The organism is Shinella sp. M27 (assembly GCF_049199905.1).
Taxonomy (GTDB): Bacteria; Pseudomonadota; Alphaproteobacteria; order Rhizobiales; family Rhizobiaceae; genus Shinella.
In genome coordinates this window covers 18,918-40,346 of sequence record NZ_JBLZPK010000045.1, presented here as the reverse complement: position 1 = coordinate 40,346, position 21,429 = coordinate 18,918, and the positions used below count along the sequence as shown (strand labels likewise).

The window sequence follows — 21,429 nt, the reverse complement described above, 5'->3', positions numbered from 1 at the left end:
CATGAAACCCGATGTCGACGCGGCCATGGAGGCCTTGCGCGGTCTTTTCCCCGAAACGCCGCTCCAGCTGAACGAACACCTTTCCGCCCGCTATGGCGCGGAGATCTACCTGAAGCGCGAAGACCTTTCGCCGGTGCGCTCCTACAAGATCCGCGGCGCGTTCAACTTCTTCCGCAAGGTGCTGGCTCAGGAAAACGCCGCGCGCAGCTTCGTCTGCGCCTCGGCCGGCAACCATGCGCAGGGCTTTGCCTTCGTCTGCCGCCATTTCGGCGTACCGGGCGTGGTGTTCATGCCGGTGACGACGCCGCAGCAGAAGATCGACAAGACGCGCATGTTCGGCGGCGAATTCGTCACGATCAAGCTCGTCGGCGACTTCTTCGACCAGTGCTACAAGGCCGCCCGCGACCATGCGGAGGCGACCGGCGCGCTGATGGTGCCGCCTTTCGACCATGCCGATATCATCGAGGGGCAGGCGACCGTTGCGGCGGAAATCGTCGCACAGCTCGGCGAAGGCAAGCTGCCGGATCTCGTGGTCCTGCCGGTCGGGGGCGGTGGCCTCGCGTCGGGCGTCACGGGATATTTCGAAAGCATGATCGGCCCGTCGAGCTTCCTGTTCTGCGAACCATCCGGTGCGCCGAGCCTCAAGCGCAGCCTGGAAAGCGGCGCGGTGGTGACGCTCGAAACCGTCGACAATTTCGTCGACGGTGCCGCCGTCGGCCAGATCGGCGCGCTGAATTTCTCTGCCCTTCGCCGGTTCTCCGCCGACCAGGTCATGCTGCTCTCGGAAAACGCGATCTGCGTGACGATGGTGGACATGCTGAATGTCGAGGGCGTGGTGCTGGAGCCGGCGGGCGCGCTGTCGCTGGCGGCGCTGGAGGAACTCGGCCGCGAGACGCTGGAAGGCAAGACGGTCGTCGCCGTCGTCTCCGGCGGCAATTTCGATTTCGAGCGCCTGCCCGACGTCAAGGAACGCGCGATGCGCCACAAGGGGTTGAAAAAATACTTCATCCTGCGCCTCGCGCAGCGCCCCGGCGCGCTCCGCGATTTCCTCAACCTGCTCGGCCCGGACGATGACATCGCCCGTTTCGAGTATCTGAAGAAGTCCGCGCGCAATTTCGGCTCGATCCTCATCGGCCTCGAAACCAAGGCGCCCGAGAATTTCGTGGCGCTCAAGAAGGCCTTCGACGGCGCGGGCATGGGCTATCAGGACATCACTGAGAACGAAATTCTCGCAAACCTCATCATCTAGGGACACGTACGGTTCGGTACGCTCGCCTCTTGGAGGGCGTCCCGGCCTGTGTTAGCAATCGGCCATGGCTTCTTTCTTTTCAAAACTCTTCGGTCGCGGCGGCGATACGGCAACTCCGGCAAAAGCGGCGGAGGAAACCGAGGCATATAACGACCTGACCCTCGTCGCAGCCCCCATCCAGGAAGGCGGCCAGTACCGCCTTGCCGGGCGCATCGAAAAGCGGGATGGCGACCGGGTGCTGACCCGCAGCTTCATCCGCGCCGATCTGTTTTCCTCGCGGGACGACACGGTCGCATCGACCTTCCGCAAGGCAAAGCAGATCGCCGACCAGCACGGCGCCTCCCTGTTCAGCGACGGCGTTGACAGCCGGCAGGTGTGATCCTGTTGGATAAAGCCGTTTGGGGGCCATAAAAGTCATACGAAAAGTGTTCGGGCGCTGGAGTGCCGGTGCGAATGCCTGTATCCGCAGGATTAGTGACTTGTTGCGACTCTGCCGGTGTTGTTAGCTGCCGGCAGTCGAGGAATTCTGCGGACCGATCATGGGTACTGAAAATCTGATCCTGCTTCTCGTCGAGGCCGGGTTCTATTTCGTCTTCATGGTGGGCCTGCTGCACCTGCGCCATCAGCTTGGCATCGGCGTCTTCGTCGCGGCCCTCGGGGTGATGCACTTCCTCGAGACCTATCTCGCCGCCGTCTTCTATATCGAGTTGCCCTTCGGCGTGATTTCGCCGGGCTCCTCGGTGCTGTTCTCCGGCAAGCTGATGATGATCCTTCTTCTCTATGTGAAGGAGGACGCGGCCGTCGTGCGCGCGCCGATCTACGGCCTGCTTGCCGGCAACTTCCTGACGGTGGGCCTGAGTTTCTTCCTGCGCCACCACCAGACGATCGGTGCGGTGCCGGGCCGTATCGCCGACCTTGCCTTCATCGACGAGATGGGCTGGCTGATGCTGTGGGGCACGATGCTGCTCTATGTCGACGCGCTCGCTATCATCCTGCTCTACGAGCGGCTCGGGCGCGTCTTCAAGAAGAGCACGGCGATGCGTTTCTTCGTTTCGGGCGTGGCGGTACTCACCTTCGACCAGATCGGTTTCTATTCCGCACTGCATGTCCTGAACGGCGCGCCGATTGCCGTCTTCTGGGGCGGCTGGATCGCCAAGATGATGGCGGCCTGCGCCTACGCGGCGCTGATCACCGCCTATCTCCACTATTCGCGCATCTCCGCCATTCCCGTCTCGCCCCGGCCGATTGCCGACATTTTCGCCGATCTGACCTTCCGCGAGCGATACGAGGACCTGCTGGATCGCTCCGGCCGCGATGCGCTGACCGGCGTCTATGATCGCAGCCGTCTGGAGTTCGAGGCGCCGCGCGTGCTCTCGTCCATGCTGGTCGATGGCAAGCCGATGGCACTGATGATCATCGATGCCGACCACTTCAAGGAGGTCAACGACCGCTTCGGCCATCTTGCCGGCGACCGTGTGCTGAAGGACACCGCCGCCTGCCTGCAACGCGCGCTACGGACCAATGACCGCCTCTTCCGCTTCGGCGGGGAGGAGTTTGTCGTCATCTGCGAGGATATCGCACCGGCAACCGGATCGGAGCGCGCCGAAGCACTTCGCCGGACCGTCGAGGCGGAAATTCGCCGGCCGGATGGTGTGCCGGTCACGGTCAGCATCGGCGTCGCCAACAGCTATGCCGACGGCACGACGCTGAACGCGCTGCTTTCGGCCGCCGATAACAGGCTCTATGCCGCCAAGAATGCCGGCCGCAACCGCGTGATATCCGAATAGGACCGCGCCGTTTTTCGACGCTTGCCGGCTGAACAATCGACCGTCACAAAAGGTTCATATGCGCTTCCTATACGGGCAGGGCAGCCTCTCCATGAACGGATATCGATCATGTTCGAAGACCACCATCTGAACCGCATCAAGGCCGAAATCGCCGACAGCTTCGATGAGGAGCTGGAAATGCAGATCGAGGAGGAGCGTCTCGACGAACTCGTCGCCGAGGGCATGTCCGAAGTGCCGGCGGCAACGCTGGAGCGCCGGGTCTATTTCCGCGAGCTGTTTCGCCTCCAGCACGAGCTGGTGAAGCTGCAGGACTGGGTGCAGCACAAGAAGCTCAAGGTCGTCGTGCTGTTCGAAGGCCGCGATTCCGCCGGCAAGGGCGGTGCCATCAAGCGCGTTACGCAACGGCTCAATCCGCGCGTCTGCCGCGTCGTGGCGCTTCCGGCACCGACCGAGCGCGAGCGCGATCAATGGTATTTCCAGCGGTATGCCGCCCATCTGCCGAGCGCCGGCGAAATGGTGCTGTTCGACCGCTCCTGGTATAATCGCGCCGGCGTCGAGCGCGTCATGGGCTTCTGCTCGCCGGAGGAGCTGGAAGAGTTCTTCCGCTCCGTGCCGGAATTCGAGCGCATGCTGGTGCGCTCCGGCATCATCCTCATCAAATACTGGTTCTCGATCACCGACGAGGAGCAGGAATTCCGTTTCCGCATGCGCATCCACGATCCGCTGAAGCAGTGGAAGCTGTCGCCGATGGACCTGGAAAGCCGTGTCCACTGGGAAGACTACACCAAGGCCAAGGAAGAGATGCTTGCGCGCACCCACATCCCGGAAGCGCCATGGTGGATCGTCGAGGCCGTCGACAAGAAGAAGGCGCGTCTCAACTGCATCGCCCATCTTCTCACGCAGGTGCCCTATGAGGATGTGCCGAAGCCATCGATCGACCTGCCGGAGCGCGTGCGCCACGATGACTATATCCGCAACGAGCCGCCGGATGAGATGTATGTCCCGGACGTCTACTGACGTCGGCCTCCGCCCTTGAACCTTCTCGACCAGGCGGAACGGGGGCTCGCGCCAGGCCTCGTCGGCGCCTATCGGGCCTTGCCCGGTGGGCCTGTCGTGCCCGTCGCGCCGCAGGATATCGAGGCGGTGCTGGCTGCGCCGGATGGCTGGGTCTGGCTGCATGTCGATCTCGTCGATCAGCGCACGCAAGCCTGGCTGCCCGGCCGTTGCGCCTTGCCGACCGCCGCACGCGCAATCCTCGAAGGTCATGACGAAAGCCTCGTGCTCGGCCATGAGGCCGGCATGACGCATGGCGTCATCGCCGATCTCCAGCAGCAGGAGACGGAACGCGCTTCCACCACGGTGGGGCGGCTGCATTTTGCGCTGACGGAGCGCTTGCTCGTTACCGGGCGGCGCCATCCCGTGGAGGCGGTGAACCGGGTTCGCCGCGCCTTTGCCGAGGGGTTTTGCCCGTCGACGGCCTACGAGCTTTTCGAGGCGATCGTCGCGGCCTTCTGCAAGAACACCGCGATCAAGCTGAAGGAAGCCTCCGCCATGCTCGATGCGGTAGAGGATCGGCTCGTCACGGAGCGGCTGAGCGACGAGCGCCGAAGCCTCAAGGAGGTCCGCCGCCTTGCCGTATCGCTGCACCGGCCCGTCGCCGGCATGGTGGCGCTGTTCGAGGAGGAGGACCGGGAGGACTGGACGCTCTCGGACAATGCCCATGCGGTGCTACGACGCCTGTCCATGCGTCTCGAACGGCTCGATCGCGAAATCGTCATGGTCAACGACCGTGCCCGCCTGTTGCAGGAGGAAATGGCAGCCGAGCTGGCGGACGAATCGAACCGCAGCCTGAAGGCCATGGCCGTGATGAGCGCGCTGTTGCTGCCCGGCACGCTCGTCGTCGGCGTCTTCGGCATGAATACGGCCGGCCTGCCGTTCAGCGTCGGCGAAACGGGCTTCTTCTGGGCGATGATGCTCGGGATCGGCGCAACCGCGCTGTTTTACTGGCTGCTGCGCCGCGCCGGCATCAATTTGCGGTTCTAGATGCCGACATTCGGCCGGTCGATGATTTCGCGCAGCGCGAAACTCGAGTTGATCTTCACCACGTGGGGCAGGGCCGACAGCCAGTCGCGGTGGATGCGCTCGTAGTCCTCCAGATCCTTGGCGGCGACGCGCAGGATATAGTCGTATTCCCCGGACATCAGGTAGCAGACCAGCACGTTTGGGCAGAGCTTGACCGCCGATTCGAACTCGGCGAGCGTCTTGGCGAACTGGCCCGACAGCGAAATGTGCACGATGGCGATCATCTTGTAGTCGAGCGCCTTTGGCGACACGCGGGCGTGATAGCCGTTGATGACGCCGGATTTTTCCAGAATATCGAGGCGGCGCGAGCAGGCCGAAGGCGACAGGCCGACGCGCTCGGCCAGTTCAGCATTTGAGATCCGGCCGTTCTGCTGGATCACCTTCAGGATCGCAGTATCGATCGCATCCAGTTGCGACATTCGAATATCCTTCGAAAATTGTGCTTATATTCGAATAATATTCGATAAGGAGCGGTTTCGCAAACGCGCTTTGCAAGGACATTGCGCGCGTCCTCTGGTTCCATTGTGGTCCCGCTGGGAGTGGCGGAAACGGAAACGAGACAGGAGAGGAACGCGCATGCGTGTCGGTTGTCCGAAGGAAATCAAGAATCACGAATATCGGGTCGGTCTGACGCCGGGTGCTGTTCGCGAATATGTGGCGCATGGCCACGATGTCATCATCGAAACCAAGGCCGGCGCCGGCATCGGCGCTGACGACGATGCCTACCGCGCCGCCGGCGCGAAAATCGTTGCCACCGCCGCGGATATCTTCCAGAAGTCCGACATGGTGGTGAAGGTCAAGGAACCGCAGCCCGCCGAATGGGCGCAGCTCCGCGACGGACAGATTCTCTACACCTACCTGCATCTCGCGCCCGATCCGGAGCAGACCAAGGGCCTGCTCGCCTCCGGCGTCACGGCCATCGCCTACGAGACGGTGACGGATGACCGCGGTGGCCTGCCGCTGCTCGCGCCGATGTCCGAGGTCGCCGGTCGTCTCTCCATCCAGGCGGGCGCCACCGCACTCCAGAAGGCCAATGGCGGCCGCGGCATCCTGCTCGGCGGCGTGCCCGGCGTGCTGCCGGCCAAGGTCGCGATCATCGGCGGCGGCGTCGTCGGTCTGCATGCGGCCAAGATGGCCGCCGGTCTCGGCGCCGATGTCTCCATCCTCGATCGTTCGATCCCGCGCCTGCGCCAGCTCGACGATCTCTTCGGCGGCCGCATCCACACGCGCTATTCGACGATCGATGCGCTGGAAGAGGAAGTCTTCTCCGCCGATCTCGTCATCGGTGCGGTGCTGATCCCCGGCGCGGCCGCACCGAAGCTCGTCACCCGCGAAATGCTCTCGGGCATGAAGAAGGGCGCCGTCATCGTCGACGTCGCCATCGACCAGGGTGGCTGCTTCGAGACCTCGCATGCCACCACCCATTCCGACCCGACCTATGAAGTCGACGGCGTGGTGCACTATTGCGTCGCCAACATGCCGGGCGCCGTGCCGGTCACCTCGGCGCATGCGCTGAACAACGCAACGCTGCACTATGGTCTCCAGCTGGCCGACAAGGGCCTCAAGGCCATTGCCGAAGACCGCCACCTGCGTGCCGGCCTCAACGTGCACAAGGGCCGCGTGACGAACGCTCCGGTAGCCGAAGCCCTCGGCTACGATGCCTTCGCGCCGGAAGCTGTCCTGAACGTCGCCTGATTTTTCAGACGCGAAAATGAGAAGGCCCGGAGCGATCCGGGCCTTTTTCATGCCCGCTCGACGCGGCACTGGTAACAGTTGTTGCGGGCCGAGCGGATGTGCAGATAGGCGATGTCCGCGCGGTTGAGCAGGTCCTGCGCATAGGTCGGGATATCGGCATTCGGCACCACGGCGCCGGTGCCGTAGAGGATGCGGTTTTCCGAGGAATAGCCGCGCACGATATAATCGCGGCTGGTCAGCATAGGCGGCATGTCCTCGGACGGCTCGTGCGCGACGCAGGGTTCTGCATGCAGGAAGATCGGCCCGGTCTCCGCATAGGGCTGGAGGGCCGGGAAGGGGCGGTGGGCGAGGATCAGATAGGGCTCGCCGGCACCGACGAGCCGCAGACAATGCCGGCAGGGCACGCCGTCGCCATCGGACACCTGCCGTTCCGGCTTCAAGCCATAGGCATCGTCGCCGCCGTTCCAATAGGCGGTGGCGGTTTCGGTGGGCATGGGGAGGAAGCGGATTGACATGGAGGGCTCCGGTTATTGGACAGGACGCCATCTTCGTCATTCCCGCATGTGGCGACACCCGATACTTGCCACGGGAATCGAAACCACCGGCGCGAGGCCGGCGGTTGGAGGGGTTAGCGAACGAATTCGTCGATGCGGCGCAGCGTGACGCGGCGGTTGCGCCACTCCTCGTATTGGGTCTGCACCAGCAGGTATTCCTCGCCGTAACCGACCGTTTCGAGGGCGCGGGCGGGGAGGAGGAATTCCTGCACCAGCACGCGCTTCAGCGATTCGGCGCGGCGTTCGGACAGGATCTGGTTCGATTCGAACGAGCCGACGGCGTCCGTATGGCCTTCGATGAGGAAGACGGCGTGGCGGCGGCGACGCAGCAGCTGCTCCATGGCACGTGCGATCTGGCGCACCTTGCGATATTCCGAATGCGGGATTTCCGCCGAGCCGAAGGCGAAGTTGATCGACTGGATGTTGATCGACGGCGCTGCGCCGCGCAGATCCGGCCGGCGCTTGAATTCGCGCACCGTCACGCGTTCCTCGTTGCGCAAACGACGCGAGGGTGCGGCATCGAGACGGCGCAGGATGATTTCCGCCGACGGGGTTTCCTGCGCATGAGCAAGGCTCGAGAGGAGCGGGGCGGCGAAAGCGGCGGAAAGCGCGGTCAGGAAGGCGCGGCGTTGCATCGGGGTGGTCTCCTTGGTCTTTGATCGTCTGTTGGCGCCAAAGTGCCATTTGCGATCTGAAGGAGACCTGAACCCCGCCTTTAACTCCCGTTCAGATTGTTTAACGGGGTTCCGCCGGCATCAGACAGTCCCGTTTGGCGAGCGCCAGCAGTTCGGCGTCCGAAAGCGGCACCACTTCTGCGTCGCGCGTGCCGACCGGCGAGAAGCCGAACATCTGGTAGAGCTGGAGGGCGCGCGGATGGTCGAGATTGTTTGTCGTGACGGTCACGCGCTTGGGGCCGAGCGCCCAGGCAGCGTAGAGCGTCTGGAGCAGGAACCATTTGCCGATGCCGAGGCCGAGTGCCCGCTCGAGCAGGCCGAAATGCGAAAGCTCGATCGTGTCATCATCGACCTGCAAGAGCTCGAAGAAGCCGGCCGGCGCGCCGTTGACATAGAGTACGGTCACGCTGTTGCGCTTGTTGTTAAGCGTGGCGGCCAGCGTCGCGTCATCCATCCGCAGCCGATCGACCCAGTGCCAGCGGCTGCCGACCTGCCGGTAAAGGAAACGATAGAAGGCCAGTGGGATTTCCGGCGCGCTGAGGATGGCCGTGTGCACGTTGACCGGCACCGGCAGGCTCTGCTTGGGCGGTGCGGTCATTTCGAGCGCGGTGATATGAACCGCGATGGGCGCGGACTGGACTTTCTTCGCCATGGTCAGTCCTTTCCGGTCACGACGGGCGTATCCTGACGGCCGCCCCATTCCGACCAGGACCCATCATAGAGCGTGTTGTTCTCATGGCCCAGGGAATGGAGGGCAAGCGTGATGATCGCCGCCGTGATGCCCGAGCCGCAGCTGGTGACGACCGGCTTGGAGAGATCGATACCGGATAGCTCGAAATGCCGGCGCAGGCTCGCGAGATCCTTGAACTTGCCATCCACGGAAAATGTGCCCGACGGCATGCTTTTCGCGCCCGGCATATGGCCGGAGCGCATGCCGGCGCGCGGCTCCGCCTCTTCGCCGGTGAAGCGGCCTGCACCGCGCGCATCGGCGATCTGCTTCGAGCCCGTCGTGACGATGCCGCGCATCTCCTCGAAGGAGGTGACGGCATAGGGGTTGAAATTGGTGCGGAAAACGGCGGGTGCCGGCTCCGGCAGGTCGGTCGTCAGCGGGCGCCCTTCCTTCTTCCAGCCATCGATGCCGCCATCCATGACGAAAACGTTCTTCGCGCCCATGGTGCGGAACAGCCACCACACGCGCGGCGCGGTGAAGATGCCCGGACCGTCATGCACGACGATGGTGTCCGTATCCGAAATGCCGAGCTTGCCGACTTCGGCGGCAAAGAATTCCGGTGAAGGGATGGTGTGCGGCAGGCTGACGGCATGGTCGGCGATGACGTCCTGATCGAAGAACACGGCGCCGGGAATATGGCCCGAGGCATATTCGGCCGCGCCATTGCGGTTCTGCGCCGGCAGATACCAGGAGGCATCGACGATACGGAACTCCGGCGCGCCCAGCTGTTTTTCCACCCAATCCGCCGAGACGACGAACTTGCTCTTGTCGTTGGACATATCTGTACTCCCTCAGGCCTCGGAACCGGGCGCACCGAAGCGGATGCGGAACCGGCGGTTCTCCTTGCCCTTCTTGTCGATCTTGGAAATGTGGATGGCGCCGACTTCCTGCGTTTCCGACACATGCGTACCGCCGCAGGGCTGGCTGTCGATGGAGGAATTCTCACCGATGCAAACGAGGCTGACGCGGCCGAGCCCCATGGGCGGGCGCACGTTCTTGGATTTGACGATGCCGGGATTGGCGGCAAGCTCCGCGTCGGTGATCCATTTCACAAAGATCGGATGGTTTTCCTCGACGAGCTTCATCAGCTTCGTCGTCACCGCATCCTTTTCGATGGTATCGGTCATGTCGAAATCCACCCGGCTGTCGTCCTCGCCGACCGCCGCGCCGGTGATCGGGTAGGGGCAGACGACGGAGAGCAGGTGGCAGGCGGTGTGCATGCGCATCAGCTTGTAGCGACGCGCCCAGTCGATATGGGCAACGACCGTCTCGCCGACGATAGGCGTCGCTTGGCCCTCCAGCGGGCGGTGAATGATGATCTCTTTGGTAACGCCCGTAACGGCCGGGCCGAGCGCGATGCGGCTGCCGTCGGCGCGCTCCAGGAAACCGGTATCGCCCGGCTGGCCGCCGGATGTCGCATAAAAGCAGGTCTGGTCGAGCTCGATGCCGCCGTCCTCGTGCACCGCCGTCACCACTGCCTCATGTGTCGAGAGATAGAAATCGTCGCGAAAGAGGGCAGTGGTGGGAAGGGACATGAGACCTATTCGATCGGCTGATAAGGGACCTTGATCGCCGATTTCGCCTTCAGCCATGCCGGAACGGGCAGGCCCTTCGAATCGAGGAAGTCCGGATTGAAGAGTTTCGACTGATAGCGGTTAGCATAGTCGCAGAGGATCGTCACGATCGTGTGGCCCGGACCGAGGTCGCGGGCAAGGCGGATCGCGCCGGCGATGTTGATGGCCGTGGAACCGCCGATGGCGATGCCCTCGTTCTCGATGAGATCGAAAACGATCGGAACGGCTTCGGAATCGGGGATGTTGTAGGAATAATCGGGCGTGAAGCCTTCGAGGTTCGCCGTGATGCGCCCCTGTCCGATGCCCTCGGTGATCGAGCTGCCGGCGGACTTCAGCTCGCCATTGGTGTAGTAGCTGTAGAGTGCCGCGCCATCCGGATCGGCCAGCGCGATCTTGATATTGGGATTCTTGGCACGAAGGCCCGCGGCCACGCCAGCCAGCGTGCCGCCGGAGCCGACGGCGGAGACGAAACCATCGACCTTGCCATTGGTGTCGCGCCAGATTTCCGGCGCGGTCGTCTCGATATGGGCATCCCGATTGGCGACGTTGTCGAACTGGTTGGCCCAGATCGCGCCGTTCGGTTCGGTCTTGGCGAGCTGTTCGGCAAGCCGGCCCGAAAGCTTCACATAGTTGTTCGGGTTCTTGTAGGGAACCGCGGGTACTTCCACCAGCTCGGCGCCGAGGCCGCGGATGGCGTCCTTCTTTTCCTGGCTCTGGGTTTCCGGGATGACGATGATCGCACGATAGCCGAGCGCCCTGGCGACGAGCGCAAGGCCGATGCCCGTGTTGCCCGCCGTGCCCTCGACGATGACGCCACCCGGACGCAGCTGCCCGGCCGCTTCCGCTTTGCGGATGATCGACAGAGCTGCGCGGTCCTTCACCGATTGGCCAGGGTTCAGAAATTCCGCCTTGCCGAGGATTTCGCAGCCCGTGGCCTCCGATGCGCCCTTGAGGCGGATCAGCGGCGTGTTGCCGATTGCATCCAGAACGGACGGAAGAATGGACATGGGAGACGAGCCTCGCGTTATGTGCCTAGATTTGGAACCGTCTTTTCGGCCGGCAAGCAGCACTTTGCAAGAAATCGTGTTCCCCGGAAAATGGCTTCAAGAGGGATTTTTTCCATCGCTGCGCGAACTAGGCTAGCGGGCGCGTGTAAACCACCTGCCGCACATCGATGTTGCGCGCCCGAAACCCCGCCTCGCAATAATAGAAGTAGAACTCCCAGAGTTTTCGAAACCGCTCATCGAAGCCGAGCGGCACGATGCGCTCCCAGGCCGCCCAAAAACGATGACGCCATTCGGCGAGCGTGCGGGCATAATCCGGGCCGAATCCGATATCCGACGCCATGCCGAGCCCGAACTGGCGGCCGAGCGCCGAGAGATGCTCGCGCGTCGGCAGCATGCCACCGGGGAAGACATATTTCTGGATGAAGTCGGGATTGGCCTTATAGTCTTCGAAGGCTTCCTGCAGGATGGTGATGATCTGCAGGCCGGCGCGGCCGCCGGGCTTCAGGCATTCGTTGAGCTTGGAGAAATAGGCGGGCCAGTATTTTTCGCCCACGGCCTCGAACATTTCGATGGAGACGATGCGGTCATACAGGCCGGTTTCGTCGCGATAATCCTGGAACTTCAGCTCGACGCGGTCGGCAAGCCCGGCCTTGGCCATGCGCTCGCGGGCAAAGGCGAGCTGTTCGCGGCTGATGGTCAGGCCCGTGACCTTGCAGCCGATCTCGCCCGCCGCAAATTCCGCAAAACCACCCCAGCCGCAGCCGATTTCCAGCACATGGTCGTTAGGGCCGATGCCCGTCGCCTCGGCCAGCGCCCGGTATTTGGCAAGCTGTGCGGAAGTGAGGTCGTTTGCGCCCTGGGAATAGAGCGCCGAGGAATAGGTCATCGTCGGGTCGAGCCATTCGGAGTAAAAGGCGTTGCCGAGGTCGTAATGGGCGGAGATGTTGCGTTGCGCGCCGCGTTTGGTGTTGGCGTTCAGCCAGTGACGGAATTTTTCCACCAGCAGGAAGAGGCCGCGCGGACCGTTCGAATAGTGGCGCACCACATTCGTGTTGACGAGGATGAGCTCCATGAAGGCGCCGGCATCCGGGCTCTCCCAGTCGCCGTCCATGTAGCTTTCCGCCACGCCGATCGCCCCGCCGCCGATGGCGCTGTGCACGAGTTTCCAGTTATGGAGCGTGACGGCCGCCTGCGGGCCCGGCGTCTTGCCGGTGATGACGAAGGTCTGTCCGCCGGGGATCGTCATCGCGAGTGTGCCAGCTTCGAGCTTCATGAGACCGCGAAGCACAAGCTGCGCCTTGAAGGGCAATCCCTTCGTTTGTTCGGTAATCGTCTCCGGCGCCAGATGCACGCCGTCAGGAAATGCTTTTTCTGAAATCAATTCAATCGTCATCGATTGCCCCTCTGCCAACCCGACGTAAGGGAAAGCTAGCGTCAATACCTCTCAACGCCAAGACGTTAATCTTGAGAATTCGGATCACAGAGAAACGGTGGCACGGTTGAAAAATACCCGGCCTTTAACGAGCTGTTAGCAAACATGGTTAATTTTGCGTCTATCCGGCGTGGCGACGGGAACGGAATCCCTGTCCGCCCGTTTGCACGGAAAATGGAGATAGGATGATGCTTTTCGGATTGTTTCAGACCAAGTCGACCGAACATGAGGACGATGTCGCGACCGGCACCTTTGCCGACGGGATGATCGGCATACCGCTTTCCGACCGCTCCGTCCGCCCGCGCGAGCACAGCCAGGCCTTTCGACGCAACGCTCATGACCGTGACTACGGCACCATCCGCATGGCCGGCCAGATGGGGGCAGGGCTCGTTCCCTGAAAAGTCCATAAAATACAACGCGCCGGGGGGAACATAGTCTCCCTTGGCGGATTTCTCCTCCACTCTAACGGAGGAGCGTTCATGACACATCATATCGATATCCGTCGATTCATTCCGCGCCAGACCAGCGCAATCCACGATGTCGTGGAGCATTGCCGCAAGAATGGCATAGACAAGATCCAGGAGCGCAAGCTGCTCCTCCTCTTCGGCCGTTTCGCCACCCGTCACGAACTCCAGATGAACACGAAGCGCCCGCCGCTAAACCTGCGCTAGGATACTAAGTCGCGCATATCCTAATATCGCCAAATGATGGAGATTAGCATGTCGAAGAGAATGGCGATCCTTGCGCTGGGCATCTGGGCCGGGCTTACGGCGGCGGCGTATTCCCAGGACACAAAGAACAACCCGAAGCCGGAAGCCGGCAAAAAGCCCTCGGTGGTCCTATCCGAGATAGAGAGCAGACCGGATTTTGCGCGCCTGGACTCTATGTCTTGGAAAGATAAAGGCTATTACGAAATTGAGTACCGCACCACGGATAAGGCCCGTGTCGAAATCAACATCGACGCATCGAGCGGCGTGGCGGTCGATCAGGATTAGCCTTTGTTGGAAAGACTGACGCAGTTGGTCATGGCGATTCCGCAGCTGCCGTTAAACTTTGTCATGAGTTCCGGGCGCTTGGCAATTCTAGCATACCGGAATCGATCAATTGGCGTATGAACTCCCAGACGAGGTTTTTGTCGGTAAAGTAGAATTCGCGGCATCAATCGCGCGGTGCCAAAAGTCCGCTCTGAGCTTCATTTCCCTGCAACCTTGCGGCATCGGCGACCGTTGCGCCGAGGAACCCGATATCCATGGTCATTTGTGGAAGGGAACCAATGCTTCGGCCGAATGCATGAACATCATAATAGGTTTGATAGAGCGGTGAAGCCCAATCTCCAGCGGCATTTCCGTGCATCGCGCTATCGGCGGACGCCTGTGAGACGCTTGGTTGGTGATTACCGTATTCGAGAACCAGGGCGCCGCCTGCTGTTGCATCGCGCAGACTTCGGGCCTGGCCGGGAAAGACCGACGATTTACGATGTCAACCCTGGCATGTAATCGTCTTGTCTCGTGAAGGCAGAGGTTATGAAGGCCTCCAAAGAGAAGCTTGGTAATCAGCGGATGTCTCTAACGATGGGCTTCGCATCCCGTCACTCTCGTCGCGAAAACTGGCAATGGGCGGCGGCGGCGGGCTTTTATGAAAGCGGGCGCCCTTCAGCCAAAGCTTGAAAGCTTCCCAATGAATGCCGCCCATAACTTTCAAGGTCATGAAGGGAAACTTCAGGAGATATCGGGCGAGGTTCCTGTCGGTGAGCGGGGCGGCATCCGCGTTGAAGGTGGCGGCAAGCAGCGGCTCTCTGCCTGCGGTTTCGTGGATGCGTACGCGCACGGTTCTGCCCGGCGGCAGGATGCGGAAGTGGTAGCGAAGCCCCATCTCCATGAAGGGTGAGACATGGAAGATCTTCGTGCGTGTCTGGCGGATACCTGCGGGGCTTTCCTCGCCTGAGAGGATTGGCGCAACGTAGCTGTGGCGTTCACCGAACGTGTTGCGAACGGCGTAGATGATGGCGATGAGGTGGTCCTCGGCATCATAGGCGAAATAGGTCGCAAGGGGATTGAAGACGTAACCGAACATGCGAGGGTACGCGAGCAAAAGAACGCGTGCGGCCGGTTTGTCGAGACCCGCATGGGACAGCAGGCGGTCGGCGAACCTGCGTAGTGTCTCGCCCTTCTCCTCGACATGGTCGCTTTCGCGGAAAGACAGTATGCCTGGTCGATTTACCGACAGCAGGCGGGACCCGCTCGCGAGATCATCAAGCCGATCTATATCGACCAGAAGGGAAAAAACCGTATAGATGAAACGATGGCCGAAGGGATTGAGGCGCTGATGCATCACCTTACCGGCGTAGAGGGTGCCGGCGGCAGCGGGTGGTGGCCCGTTCTCCACCATGCTGGTAATGCGGTCGGTCTTCATGCCCTGTCCTCTGCCGTAACGGTCATTTCGCCGGTTGCCAGTGCACGTTCTTGCACAGGACGCCGCCAAGAATGCAGCCACGGGTCAAAAGTGCATTTTCGGAGACCTGCACGGTGATCGAATAGGTACGATCACGCTTGGCATCGTAGGCCGTTCCCGCGAGTGTGTCCGGCGATTTCGGCTGAAGGGACATGACGAGACGATCGCCGGCTTCCTCGCCCTTGCTGGTATCGCCGATCCAGAGATTGGTCGCACAGATATTGCTGCCGCAAGGCGCGATGCGCACGCGCGCATTACCATCGTCCCGCAGCCATATGCCGCTCGGATCTGCGGATTGCTGCGCCTGAGACACGGCAGTGGTGAGCATCAGGGCGGCGAATACGGTCACAACCAGTATCTTCATCGATCCATCCTCCTAGCTTTGCTCTCTATACGCAGAGGCACGCCCTTTGGTTCACTCGTGGTGATCCGGCGGGCGTGTAACGGCGTAAAGACTATCGAGCCCTTCTCGGAGATATCGGCATGAAAACCATCATTACGGCCTATCTGGCGGCCGGCATTGCCTTCCTCATCGTCGATGCGATCTGGCTGACGACGATGGCCGAAATGCTCTATCGTCCACTTCTGGGCGACAAGCTCGAGCCGCAATTCCGCCTCGTGCCGGCGATCTGCTTTTATCTGATCTATATCGGAGGCATCGTGTTCTTCGCTATCTTGCCGGCGCTTCAGGGTGGCGGGCTTGTGAAAGCAGCGCTGAACGGTGCGGTACTCGGCCTTGTGGCCTATGCCACCTACGACCTTACCAACCAGGCTACGTTGAAAGATTGGCCGCTCGCCATCACGCTTGCCGATATTCCATGGGGTGCCTTCGTGACCGCTGTCGGCGCCTCAGCCGGTTTTCTCGCCGCCAGCCGCTTCGCCTGAGCGTTCCGCGTCCGCAAGGAGATTGGAAAACAGCAGCACGACGACCGCCGTCAGCGTGCTTGCGCTGATGAGGTTGAGGCGGACGAGTGCGGCATATTCCGTTGCGCCATACGTTGCCATGGGTGGACCGTAAGCATCGTGCAGCAACAGGAAGGCGCCGAAAGCCAGCCCCGTGAGCAGCAGCCTTGCAAAACGCTCTTTCGGACGAAACAGCAGCAGCGCGAGTACGCCGCAGGGAACAAGAAAGATCTCGACTGCCGAAGCCGTGCCGAAGAGCCAGGCGGAAAGCACGGTGTTGCCGATACCGGCAAGCGGCAGCAGCGCTCTGCCGGCGGTAGCGTTCCAGCGCGCAACAATCGGCACGGCGAGAAAGAAAGGCGTCGAGAGGAAAGTGAACCAGACCGGCGTGATGTCGTGACTGACCAGCCAGAAAAGATAGAGCGGGTAGAACGGTTGGTTGGATGCCACGAGCAGTGCAACCGCATTTGCTGCAGCGACGCGTGGATCGGGGTGGCGGATATAGGCACGGATGCCCGTGACCAAGGTGCCGAGTAGCGACGTCATTTTCCGTGACCGGCAGGGCGCAGGCGGTAGTGGCTGACGCCCCACTCCTCGCCATCGGCATGCCCGAAGAGCCCGGCGGTTGCAAGGAAGAACAGCCGCCAGCGACGCATCCATAGTGTGGCATCCCGACCGTATGTCGCTTCGAAGATGCTGCGGATCGCCTCATGATTGCGATCGAAATTGTCGAGCCAGTCGCGCGCCGTCCGCTCGTAGTGCTTGCCGTTCCAGCGCCAATCCTTCTCGACCACGAAGCTCTCGCCGAATTCGCGCACCAGCCCATGGCTCGGCATGACGCCGCCGGTAAAGAAGTGCTGGGCGATCCAGTCCGATTTGTCGGCATGATCGAACCGATACGCGGTCTTACGGTGCGAAAAAACATGGAGGAAGAGCCGACCGTCTTGTCGGATCCAGCCGTGAGCGCGCGCCAGCAAGGCCCGCCAGTTGGACATGTGCTCGAACATCTCGACGGAGACGATCCTGTCGAAAGTCTTGTCGGATGAGAAGCTGTTCATATCTGCGGTGATGATGGTCAGGTTACGAAGGCCACGCCGCTTGATTTCCGCCTCGATATGGGTGCGTTGCGAGGCGGAATTCGAAACGGAAACGATGCGCGAGGCGGGATAACGTTCCGCCATGAACAGCGAGAGCGAGCCCCAGCCGCAGCCCAGTTCCAGAATGTCCTGTCCGTCTTCAAGGCCCGCATGTGCGCAGGTCTCTTCCAGTGCGGCGATTTCAGCCTCCGCAAGCGTCGCATTGTCTGTGCGATAGAGACAGGAGGAGTATTTGCGGCGCGGACCGAGTGTCAGCGCGAAGAAATCCGCCGGCAGTTCATAGTGCTGGGCATTGGCATCATCCGTGTGAACAGCAATCGGCCATTCGCCCATCGACCTTGCAAAATCAACGTCCGTCGGTCCGGTGCCGCCGGCGAGCAGGCGGCGGGTACGGCCGACAAGCTGGCCGATACCGAAGCGCAGAGCGCTATCGGGAAGCGGCAGGCGCTCTGCGGCGGCAATCGCGGCAATGGCAAGGTTCATGTCGATGTCTCCCTGGATTGCGGGCCTGGCCAGAAGGCATTCACGCGATCGGCATAGGCGGCGAAGGCGATGCCGCGCGAGCGGCGCATATGGGCTTCGAGCGGGGGAATTCCCGAGACGTGCACGAGCAGCCAGTACATAAAGGCAGGGCCGATAAGGGCCAACCAACCCCAGCTCCACGCGCCGGCAGGGCCAATGGCGATGACGGCGTATCCGGTCCAGCCCAGCCACTGAAAGAAGTAGTTGGGATGGCGTGACAGGCTCCACAGCCCCTCATCGCAGACCTTGCTGCTATTGGCAGGGTTTGCGCGAAACCGCGTCAATTGCGCATCGGCAAGCCCTTCGCCGAAGACGGCGGTGAGCAGGACGGCGACGCCGGCAAAATCGCTCCATTGCAGACCAGGTGCCGGATTTCGAGCGGCGAGAAAGATGGTTGCAGCGAGGAGAAGCGCGGCTGCGGCCTGTATCTGCAAGAAAAGCAGGAGGCGCGAACGCCAGCTCTCGCCCCATTCCTCACGCAACCTGGCATACCGCGGGTCTTCGCCGCCGTGCAACGTGCGTCGGACAATGTGGATGCCGAGCCGGCAGGACCAGAGCCCTGCGACAGCGGCAACCATGAGCCGTCGTTGCCAGTCTCCCGCCCATCCATCGACCGGAACGAGGGCCGCAGCGATTCCGGCCGCCCCCACCAGAAACGACCAGACCGCATCGACCCAGCCCGAACGCGCGCCTCTCAGCACCGCAAGCCATACCGATGTCATGGCAAGACAAAGGGCGGCGGCAAGAAGAAGGAAGAGCGGCGCCGGTCCCATGGTTCAAATCCCGAAGATCGGTTGCAACATGCGGCCGATGACGCTCTTGAAGCGCATCTTGCCTTCCATGGCAGCGAGACAGATGCAGTCACCGTCCGCATCGACCACGGGCTGGTGTTCGATGTCCTCACCCATCTCCGCAAGGTCGCCCGGCTGGAATTTTCCGAACCTGTCAGTGAACGAGCCCGAGACGATATAGGTGAATTCCGTGCCGACATGCCCGTGATCGGGCAAGGCGCGGCCCGGACCGACCTTGAGCAGGATGAGGTTCGCCTCCGGATCCTGCGGCACGCCGACCCGGCTCATCTTCATGCCGGGGCCGATCCAGCGCCAGCGCCCGATATCACAGCCGCGCAAGGACTCTGGCAGAAGGATGCCCCCGATTTCAAGCGGCGCGAGCGGTGGCGGCGCCAATTTCATTGCGCCCTCTTCGGCATCGAGCATGGCGAGCGCATCGCTCAGCGCGGTCGGCGACAGCGCAGCCGGTTCGATATCTTCGATAAGAGCGCCGCCAAGCGCCTCATAGGTGCCGATGCGCGCGCGGCAAGACGGGCAGCTTGCAAGATGCGCTGCAACGACGATGGCGGGGCCGGCGGCAAGCGTGCCAGCAGCATGGCGCATCAGGGTCTCTTCGGTGGCGTGATGGGTCTGGCTCATGATTGATCTTCCAGCAGCGCGCGCAGGCGGTTCATAGCCAAGCGCGTCCTAGATTTTACGGTGCCGAGCGGAATACCCAGTTCATCGGCGATTTCGGTTTGCGATTTCTCGCTGAAATAGGACAGGCGGATGATCGTCTGCTGCTCGGACGAGAGCGATGTCAGGGCGATACGCACCCGCGCATCCCGTTCAGCGCCCAGCAATCCATCCTCCACGGTTTCCGGCGCGACCTCGGGATCGGGCGGAAGTGCTGCGGGATCACGCTGGCGGCGCAGGTGGTCGATGCGGATGTTGCGCGCAACGGTGAAGATCCATGTCGCGACACCCGCTCGGGCCGGATCGAAGTAGGAGGCCTTGCGCCAGACAGTCAGCATCGTCTCCTGCACCAGATCCTCTGCCACGCCCGACGAGATCGTCCAGCGCAGGAAGAAGGTTTTGAGCCGCGGCCCGAAATAGCGGAAGAGCAGTGCGAAGGCCTGCCTGTCCCGCTCCTCGTCAATCTGTCTCATCAGGCCGATCAGCGCATCGGGAGACGGCACCTGCTGCGCGTCCGATGAACTCACCACGGCGAGCCGCCGGCCTGTCGGCCTGTCCGGCCTGCGTTCAATATCAATTGGGTTCGAAGCGTCATACATGCATCCTTCTACGCCGCGGTTTCGCAAGCGGATCACCCGTCCTGAAATAGGCAGCAAGCAGTGATCCGCCAGGAGCCGGCATCCGTAGACGCTATAGAAAATCCCCAATCAAATCGACAGCCGCAGAAGGATCGACATGCGCCACTTCCCTCCATCGGACCGGCCTATGAAGATTGCGGTCGTCGGCACGGGCATTGCCGGCCTTTCCGCGGCCTGGCTTTTATCGCAACGGCATGATGTGACCGTCTTCGAGGCGCAGGCGCGCATCGGCGGACACTGCAATACGGTGGATGCCGGGGGAACGCCCGTCGATACCGGCTTCATCGTCTACAACGACACGACCTACCCGAACCTGAAAGCGTTGTTTACCCATCTGGACGTACCCACCAAGGCGTCGGACATGTCCTTTGCAGTATCGATGGACAAGGGTCAGCTCGAATATGCGGGAACGAACCTTGCCGGCCTCTTTGCTCAGCGCAGCAATCTGGCAAGTCCACGCTTCTGGTCGATGTTGCGCGATCTGGTCCGCTTCTACCGGCAGGCACCGAACGGCGTTCGCAATCTCGATCCGTCTGCCAGTCTCGACGACTATCTCGACGGCGCAGGCTTCGGCCGGGCCTTTCGCGAAGATCACCTCTATCCGATGGCCGCCGCGATCTGGTCAACGCCGGCGCTTGAGATTGGCAACTATCCGGCGATCTCCTTCGTGCGCTTCTGCGAGAACCACGGCCTGCTGAAATTCGTACGCCGTCCGATCTGGCGCACCGTCGATGGCGGTAGCCGCGCCTATGTCGCGCGGTTGATCGCGCCGTTTCGCGAACGCATCCGCACCAACGCGCCGGTTAACTCCATCCGCCGGGTAAACGGTGCCGTCGAAATTTCCGTTTCGGGCGCAGAGCCGGAATGGTTCGATCATGTGGTGATTGGCGCCCATGCCGATCAGGCGCTCGGCATGCTGACCGACCGCTCAGAGCGCGAGGCGGAACTGCTTTCCGCCTTCACCTATGGTGACAACGAGACCGTGCTCCACAGCGATGAAAGCCTGATGCCATGTCGCAAGCGTGTCTGGGCGAGCTGGAACTACCTGGCCAGTTCCGGCCGCGACGGCTCTGCACCCCATAAGCCGTGCGTCACCTATTGGATGAACCGTCTCCAGGACATTCCCGACACGTCGCCGCGTTTCGTGACACTGAGCCCGCTGCACACCCCAGCCGAAGACAAGGTCTTCTGGCGCGGCCTTTATCAGCACCCGCTGTTCAACGCCGCTACGCTTGCGGCACAAAAGCAGCTTTGGTCATTGCAAGGTCAATCAAACACCTGGTTCTGCGGCTCCTATTTCGGCTCTGGCTTCCATGAAGATGCCATCCAGGCGGGGCTCGCCGTTGGCGAAAGTTTGGGCGGCATAAGCCGTCCCTGGATTGTTGAAGAAGGATCGGATCGTATTTTTTTGAACTATCAGCCGGCTTAGACAGGGCGAGGTAGCGATTTATGAGGAGAGCTGACACCTAGTGTGATAATGCCGCTCCAATCGTGCTTCTGGCCGTTAATCCGCACCGTGTTGTCGAGAAGCGTAGCGACATCGATGTTATTGGTTAAGCGGGCAGCCA

27 protein-coding genes are annotated in these 21,429 nt (G+C 61.9%); 11 read left to right on the top strand and 16 right to left on the bottom strand.

Translation table 11 applies throughout. From position 1 onward, the window contains the following. Nucleotide 1: 1 nt before the first annotated feature. From ilvA to ACOZK4_RS18185, 5 genes are all read left to right on the top strand, one after another. On the top strand, nt 2–1,249 hold the full coding sequence (gene ilvA, locus ACOZK4_RS18205) for a threonine ammonia-lyase (RefSeq protein WP_421593096.1): 1,248 nt from the start codon (nt 2–4) through the stop codon (nt 1,247–1,249). Between the two features lie 64 nt (nt 1,250–1,313). Continuing rightward, the gene (locus tag ACOZK4_RS18200; RefSeq protein WP_421593095.1) at nt 1,314–1,628 is read left to right on the top strand and encodes an HlyU family transcriptional regulator; all 315 of its coding nucleotides are present in this window, start codon (nt 1,314–1,316) and stop codon (nt 1,626–1,628) included. Nucleotides 1,629–1,785: 157 nt separating this feature from the next. Next, nucleotides 1,786–3,036 carry a diguanylate cyclase gene (locus tag ACOZK4_RS18195; RefSeq protein ID WP_421593098.1) on the top strand — a complete coding sequence of 417 codons (1,251 nt, stop codon included), beginning with the start codon at nt 1,786–1,788 and terminating at the stop codon, nt 3,034–3,036. A gap of 108 nt (nt 3,037–3,144) precedes the next feature. After that, entirely contained in the window at nt 3,145–4,053 is a 909-nt protein-coding gene (gene ppk2 / locus ACOZK4_RS18190) for a polyphosphate kinase 2 (RefSeq protein ID WP_313528319.1), read from the top strand. 15 nt (nt 4,054–4,068) lie between these two features. Beyond that, nucleotides 4,069–5,079 (top strand): CorA family divalent cation transporter, encoded by a 1,011-nt coding sequence (locus ACOZK4_RS18185; RefSeq protein WP_421593094.1) that lies wholly within the window; start codon nt 4,069–4,071, stop codon nt 5,077–5,079. Here ACOZK4_RS18185 and ACOZK4_RS18180 read toward each other — a convergent pair. Continuing rightward, nucleotides 5,076–5,537, bottom strand: a complete 462-nt coding sequence (locus ACOZK4_RS18180; RefSeq protein WP_313528315.1) for an Lrp/AsnC family transcriptional regulator — start codon at nt 5,535–5,537, stop codon at nt 5,076–5,078. The genes ACOZK4_RS18185 and ACOZK4_RS18180 overlap by 4 nt on opposite strands. A gap of 157 nt (nt 5,538–5,694) precedes the next feature. On the opposite strand from ACOZK4_RS18180, the gene ald reads away from it, so the two are divergent. Continuing rightward, nucleotides 5,695–6,813 (top strand): alanine dehydrogenase, encoded by a 1,119-nt coding sequence (gene ald, locus ACOZK4_RS18175; RefSeq protein WP_421593093.1) that lies wholly within the window; start codon nt 5,695–5,697, stop codon nt 6,811–6,813. Between the two features lie 47 nt (nt 6,814–6,860). Here ald and ACOZK4_RS18170 read toward each other — a convergent pair whose 3' ends face one another. From ACOZK4_RS18170 to ACOZK4_RS18140, 7 genes are all read right to left on the bottom strand, one after another. Continuing rightward, complete coding sequence (locus ACOZK4_RS18170; RefSeq protein ID WP_421593092.1) at nt 6,861–7,328, bottom strand: DUF1203 domain-containing protein; 468 nt, start codon at nt 7,326–7,328, stop codon at nt 6,861–6,863. Nucleotides 7,329–7,441: 113 nt separating this feature from the next. Then, the gene (locus tag ACOZK4_RS18165; RefSeq protein WP_313528309.1) at nt 7,442–8,002 is read right to left on the bottom strand and encodes an OmpA family protein; all 561 of its coding nucleotides are present in this window, start codon (nt 8,000–8,002) and stop codon (nt 7,442–7,444) included. Nucleotides 8,003–8,102: 100 nt separating this feature from the next. Next, nucleotides 8,103–8,693 carry a GNAT family N-acetyltransferase gene (locus ACOZK4_RS18160; protein WP_421593091.1) on the bottom strand — a complete coding sequence of 197 codons (591 nt, stop codon included), beginning with the start codon at nt 8,691–8,693 and terminating at the stop codon, nt 8,103–8,105. 2 nt (nt 8,694–8,695) lie between these two features. After that, complete coding sequence (gene sseA, locus ACOZK4_RS18155; RefSeq protein WP_421593090.1) at nt 8,696–9,550, bottom strand: 3-mercaptopyruvate sulfurtransferase; 855 nt, start codon at nt 9,548–9,550, stop codon at nt 8,696–8,698. Nucleotides 9,551–9,562: 12 nt separating this feature from the next. Continuing rightward, nucleotides 9,563–10,306, bottom strand: coding sequence for an alanyl-tRNA editing protein (locus tag ACOZK4_RS18150; RefSeq protein ID WP_421593089.1), 744 nt, complete (start codon nt 10,304–10,306; stop codon nt 9,563–9,565). 5 nt (nt 10,307–10,311) lie between these two features. Next, a complete protein-coding gene (locus tag ACOZK4_RS18145; protein WP_421593088.1) occupies nt 10,312–11,352 on the bottom strand; it encodes a cysteine synthase A in 1,041 nt (346 codons plus the stop codon). 127 nt (nt 11,353–11,479) lie between these two features. Further along, complete coding sequence (locus ACOZK4_RS18140; protein WP_421593087.1) at nt 11,480–12,745, bottom strand: class I SAM-dependent methyltransferase; 1,266 nt, start codon at nt 12,743–12,745, stop codon at nt 11,480–11,482. Nucleotides 12,746–12,969: 224 nt separating this feature from the next. On the opposite strand from ACOZK4_RS18140, the gene ACOZK4_RS18135 reads away from it, so the two are divergent. The 3 genes from ACOZK4_RS18135 (at nt 12,970) to ACOZK4_RS18125 (ending at nt 13,779) form a co-directional block, all read left to right on the top strand. Beyond that, complete coding sequence (locus tag ACOZK4_RS18135) at nt 12,970–13,182, top strand: hypothetical protein (protein ID WP_313528297.1); 213 nt, start codon at nt 12,970–12,972, stop codon at nt 13,180–13,182. A gap of 81 nt (nt 13,183–13,263) precedes the next feature. Further along, complete coding sequence (locus tag ACOZK4_RS18130) at nt 13,264–13,455, top strand: hypothetical protein (protein ID WP_421593086.1); 192 nt, start codon at nt 13,264–13,266, stop codon at nt 13,453–13,455. Between the two features lie 48 nt (nt 13,456–13,503). Beyond that, nucleotides 13,504–13,779: a PepSY domain-containing protein gene (locus ACOZK4_RS18125; protein WP_421593085.1), complete on the top strand. Its 276-nt coding sequence runs from the start codon at nt 13,504–13,506 to the stop codon at nt 13,777–13,779. 163 nt (nt 13,780–13,942) lie between these two features. Here the strand turns inward: ACOZK4_RS18125 and ACOZK4_RS18120 are convergent, their stop codons facing one another. The 3 genes from ACOZK4_RS18120 to ACOZK4_RS18110 form a co-directional block, all read right to left on the bottom strand. Then, complete coding sequence (locus ACOZK4_RS18120; protein ID WP_421593084.1) at nt 13,943–14,137, bottom strand: hypothetical protein; 195 nt, start codon at nt 14,135–14,137, stop codon at nt 13,943–13,945. A gap of 168 nt (nt 14,138–14,305) precedes the next feature. After that, nucleotides 14,306–15,196 (bottom strand): DUF1365 domain-containing protein, encoded by an 891-nt coding sequence (locus ACOZK4_RS18115; protein ID WP_421593083.1) that lies wholly within the window; start codon nt 15,194–15,196, stop codon nt 14,306–14,308. A 22-nt stretch (nt 15,197–15,218) separates the two neighbouring features. Beyond that, nucleotides 15,219–15,599 (bottom strand): DUF2147 domain-containing protein, encoded by a 381-nt coding sequence (locus tag ACOZK4_RS18110; protein ID WP_313528287.1) that lies wholly within the window; start codon nt 15,597–15,599, stop codon nt 15,219–15,221. A 119-nt stretch (nt 15,600–15,718) separates the two neighbouring features. Between ACOZK4_RS18110 and ACOZK4_RS18105 the strand changes: the two genes are divergently transcribed. Further along, a complete protein-coding gene (locus tag ACOZK4_RS18105; protein ID WP_421593082.1) occupies nt 15,719–16,120 on the top strand; it encodes a DUF2177 family protein in 402 nt (133 codons plus the stop codon). Here the strand turns inward: ACOZK4_RS18105 and ACOZK4_RS18100 are convergent. The 5 genes from ACOZK4_RS18100 to ACOZK4_RS18080 are packed head-to-tail and all read right to left on the bottom strand — an operon-like array spanning nt 16,085 to nt 19,822. Further along, nucleotides 16,085–16,684, bottom strand: coding sequence for a hypothetical protein (locus ACOZK4_RS18100; RefSeq protein ID WP_421593081.1), 600 nt, complete (start codon nt 16,682–16,684; stop codon nt 16,085–16,087). The two genes, ACOZK4_RS18105 and ACOZK4_RS18100, sit on opposite strands and share 36 nt — an antisense overlap. Further along, nucleotides 16,681–17,718 carry a cyclopropane-fatty-acyl-phospholipid synthase family protein gene (locus tag ACOZK4_RS18095; protein ID WP_313528281.1) on the bottom strand — a complete coding sequence of 346 codons (1,038 nt, stop codon included), beginning with the start codon at nt 17,716–17,718 and terminating at the stop codon, nt 16,681–16,683. Before ACOZK4_RS18095 ends, ACOZK4_RS18100 begins: the two co-directional genes overlap by 4 nt. Further along, on the bottom strand, nt 17,715–18,530 hold the full coding sequence (locus tag ACOZK4_RS18090; protein ID WP_421593080.1) for a DUF1295 domain-containing protein: 816 nt from the start codon (nt 18,528–18,530) through the stop codon (nt 17,715–17,717). Before ACOZK4_RS18090 ends, ACOZK4_RS18095 begins: the two co-directional genes overlap by 4 nt. 3 nt (nt 18,531–18,533) lie before the next feature. Beyond that, nucleotides 18,534–19,187, bottom strand: coding sequence for a ChrR family anti-sigma-E factor (locus tag ACOZK4_RS18085; RefSeq protein ID WP_313528277.1), 654 nt, complete (start codon nt 19,185–19,187; stop codon nt 18,534–18,536). After that, nucleotides 19,184–19,822 (bottom strand): sigma-70 family RNA polymerase sigma factor, encoded by a 639-nt coding sequence (locus ACOZK4_RS18080; protein WP_421593079.1) that lies wholly within the window; start codon nt 19,820–19,822, stop codon nt 19,184–19,186. Before ACOZK4_RS18080 ends, ACOZK4_RS18085 begins: the two co-directional genes overlap by 4 nt. Before the next feature lie 166 nt (nt 19,823–19,988). Between ACOZK4_RS18080 and ACOZK4_RS18075 the strand changes: the two genes are divergently transcribed. Continuing rightward, nucleotides 19,989–21,290 carry an NAD(P)/FAD-dependent oxidoreductase gene (locus ACOZK4_RS18075; protein WP_421593078.1) on the top strand — a complete coding sequence of 434 codons (1,302 nt, stop codon included), beginning with the start codon at nt 19,989–19,991 and terminating at the stop codon, nt 21,288–21,290. Nucleotides 21,291–21,429: the final 139 nt, after the last annotated feature.

Excerpts from the sequence above, each read along its gene's own strand:
- ACOZK4_RS18165 (WP_313528309.1), bottom strand. The coding sequence starts at position 8,002 with ATGCAACGCCGCGCCTTCCTGACCGCGCTTTCCGCCGCTTTCGCCGCC.
- ilvA (WP_421593096.1), top strand. The coding sequence starts at position 2 with ATGAAACCCGATGTCGACGCGGCCATGGAGGCCTTGCGCGGTCTTTTC.
- ACOZK4_RS18095 (WP_313528281.1), bottom strand. The coding sequence starts at position 17,718 with ATGAACCTTGCCATTGCCGCGATTGCCGCCGCAGAGCGCCTGCCGCTT.
- sseA (WP_421593090.1), bottom strand. The coding sequence starts at position 9,550 with ATGTCCAACGACAAGAGCAAGTTCGTCGTCTCGGCGGATTGGGTGGAA.
- ACOZK4_RS18110 (WP_313528287.1), bottom strand. The coding sequence starts at position 15,599 with ATGAAGATACTGGTTGTGACCGTATTCGCCGCCCTGATGCTCACCACT.
- ppk2 (WP_313528319.1), top strand. The coding sequence starts at position 3,145 with ATGTTCGAAGACCACCATCTGAACCGCATCAAGGCCGAAATCGCCGAC.
- ACOZK4_RS18160 (WP_421593091.1), bottom strand. The coding sequence starts at position 8,693 with ATGGCGAAGAAAGTCCAGTCCGCGCCCATCGCGGTTCATATCACCGCG.
- ACOZK4_RS18120 (WP_421593084.1), bottom strand. The coding sequence starts at position 14,137 with ATGCACGGAAATGCCGCTGGAGATTGGGCTTCACCGCTCTATCAAACC.
- ACOZK4_RS18100 (WP_421593081.1), bottom strand. The coding sequence starts at position 16,684 with ATGACGTCGCTACTCGGCACCTTGGTCACGGGCATCCGTGCCTATATC.
- ACOZK4_RS18080 (WP_421593079.1), bottom strand. The coding sequence starts at position 19,822 with ATGTATGACGCTTCGAACCCAATTGATATTGAACGCAGGCCGGACAGG.
- ACOZK4_RS18130 (WP_421593086.1), top strand. The coding sequence starts at position 13,264 with ATGACACATCATATCGATATCCGTCGATTCATTCCGCGCCAGACCAGC.
- ACOZK4_RS18145 (WP_421593088.1), bottom strand. The coding sequence starts at position 11,352 with ATGTCCATTCTTCCGTCCGTTCTGGATGCAATCGGCAACACGCCGCTG.
- ACOZK4_RS18085 (WP_313528277.1), bottom strand. The coding sequence starts at position 19,187 with ATGAGCCAGACCCATCACGCCACCGAAGAGACCCTGATGCGCCATGCT.
- ACOZK4_RS18075 (WP_421593078.1), top strand. The coding sequence starts at position 19,989 with ATGAAGATTGCGGTCGTCGGCACGGGCATTGCCGGCCTTTCCGCGGCC.
- ACOZK4_RS18115 (WP_421593083.1), bottom strand. The coding sequence starts at position 15,196 with ATGAAGACCGACCGCATTACCAGCATGGTGGAGAACGGGCCACCACCC.
- ACOZK4_RS18200 (WP_421593095.1), top strand. The coding sequence starts at position 1,314 with ATGGCTTCTTTCTTTTCAAAACTCTTCGGTCGCGGCGGCGATACGGCA.
- ACOZK4_RS18135 (WP_313528297.1), top strand. The coding sequence starts at position 12,970 with ATGATGCTTTTCGGATTGTTTCAGACCAAGTCGACCGAACATGAGGAC.
- ACOZK4_RS18125 (WP_421593085.1), top strand. The coding sequence starts at position 13,504 with ATGTCGAAGAGAATGGCGATCCTTGCGCTGGGCATCTGGGCCGGGCTT.
- ACOZK4_RS18150 (WP_421593089.1), bottom strand. The coding sequence starts at position 10,306 with ATGTCCCTTCCCACCACTGCCCTCTTTCGCGACGATTTCTATCTCTCG.
- ACOZK4_RS18180 (WP_313528315.1), bottom strand. The coding sequence starts at position 5,537 with ATGTCGCAACTGGATGCGATCGATACTGCGATCCTGAAGGTGATCCAG.
- ald (WP_421593093.1), top strand. The coding sequence starts at position 5,695 with ATGCGTGTCGGTTGTCCGAAGGAAATCAAGAATCACGAATATCGGGTC.
- ACOZK4_RS18090 (WP_421593080.1), bottom strand. The coding sequence starts at position 18,530 with ATGGGACCGGCGCCGCTCTTCCTTCTTCTTGCCGCCGCCCTTTGTCTT.
- ACOZK4_RS18140 (WP_421593087.1), bottom strand. The coding sequence starts at position 12,745 with ATGACGATTGAATTGATTTCAGAAAAAGCATTTCCTGACGGCGTGCAT.
- ACOZK4_RS18105 (WP_421593082.1), top strand. The coding sequence starts at position 15,719 with ATGAAAACCATCATTACGGCCTATCTGGCGGCCGGCATTGCCTTCCTC.
- ACOZK4_RS18170 (WP_421593092.1), bottom strand. The coding sequence starts at position 7,328 with ATGTCAATCCGCTTCCTCCCCATGCCCACCGAAACCGCCACCGCCTAT.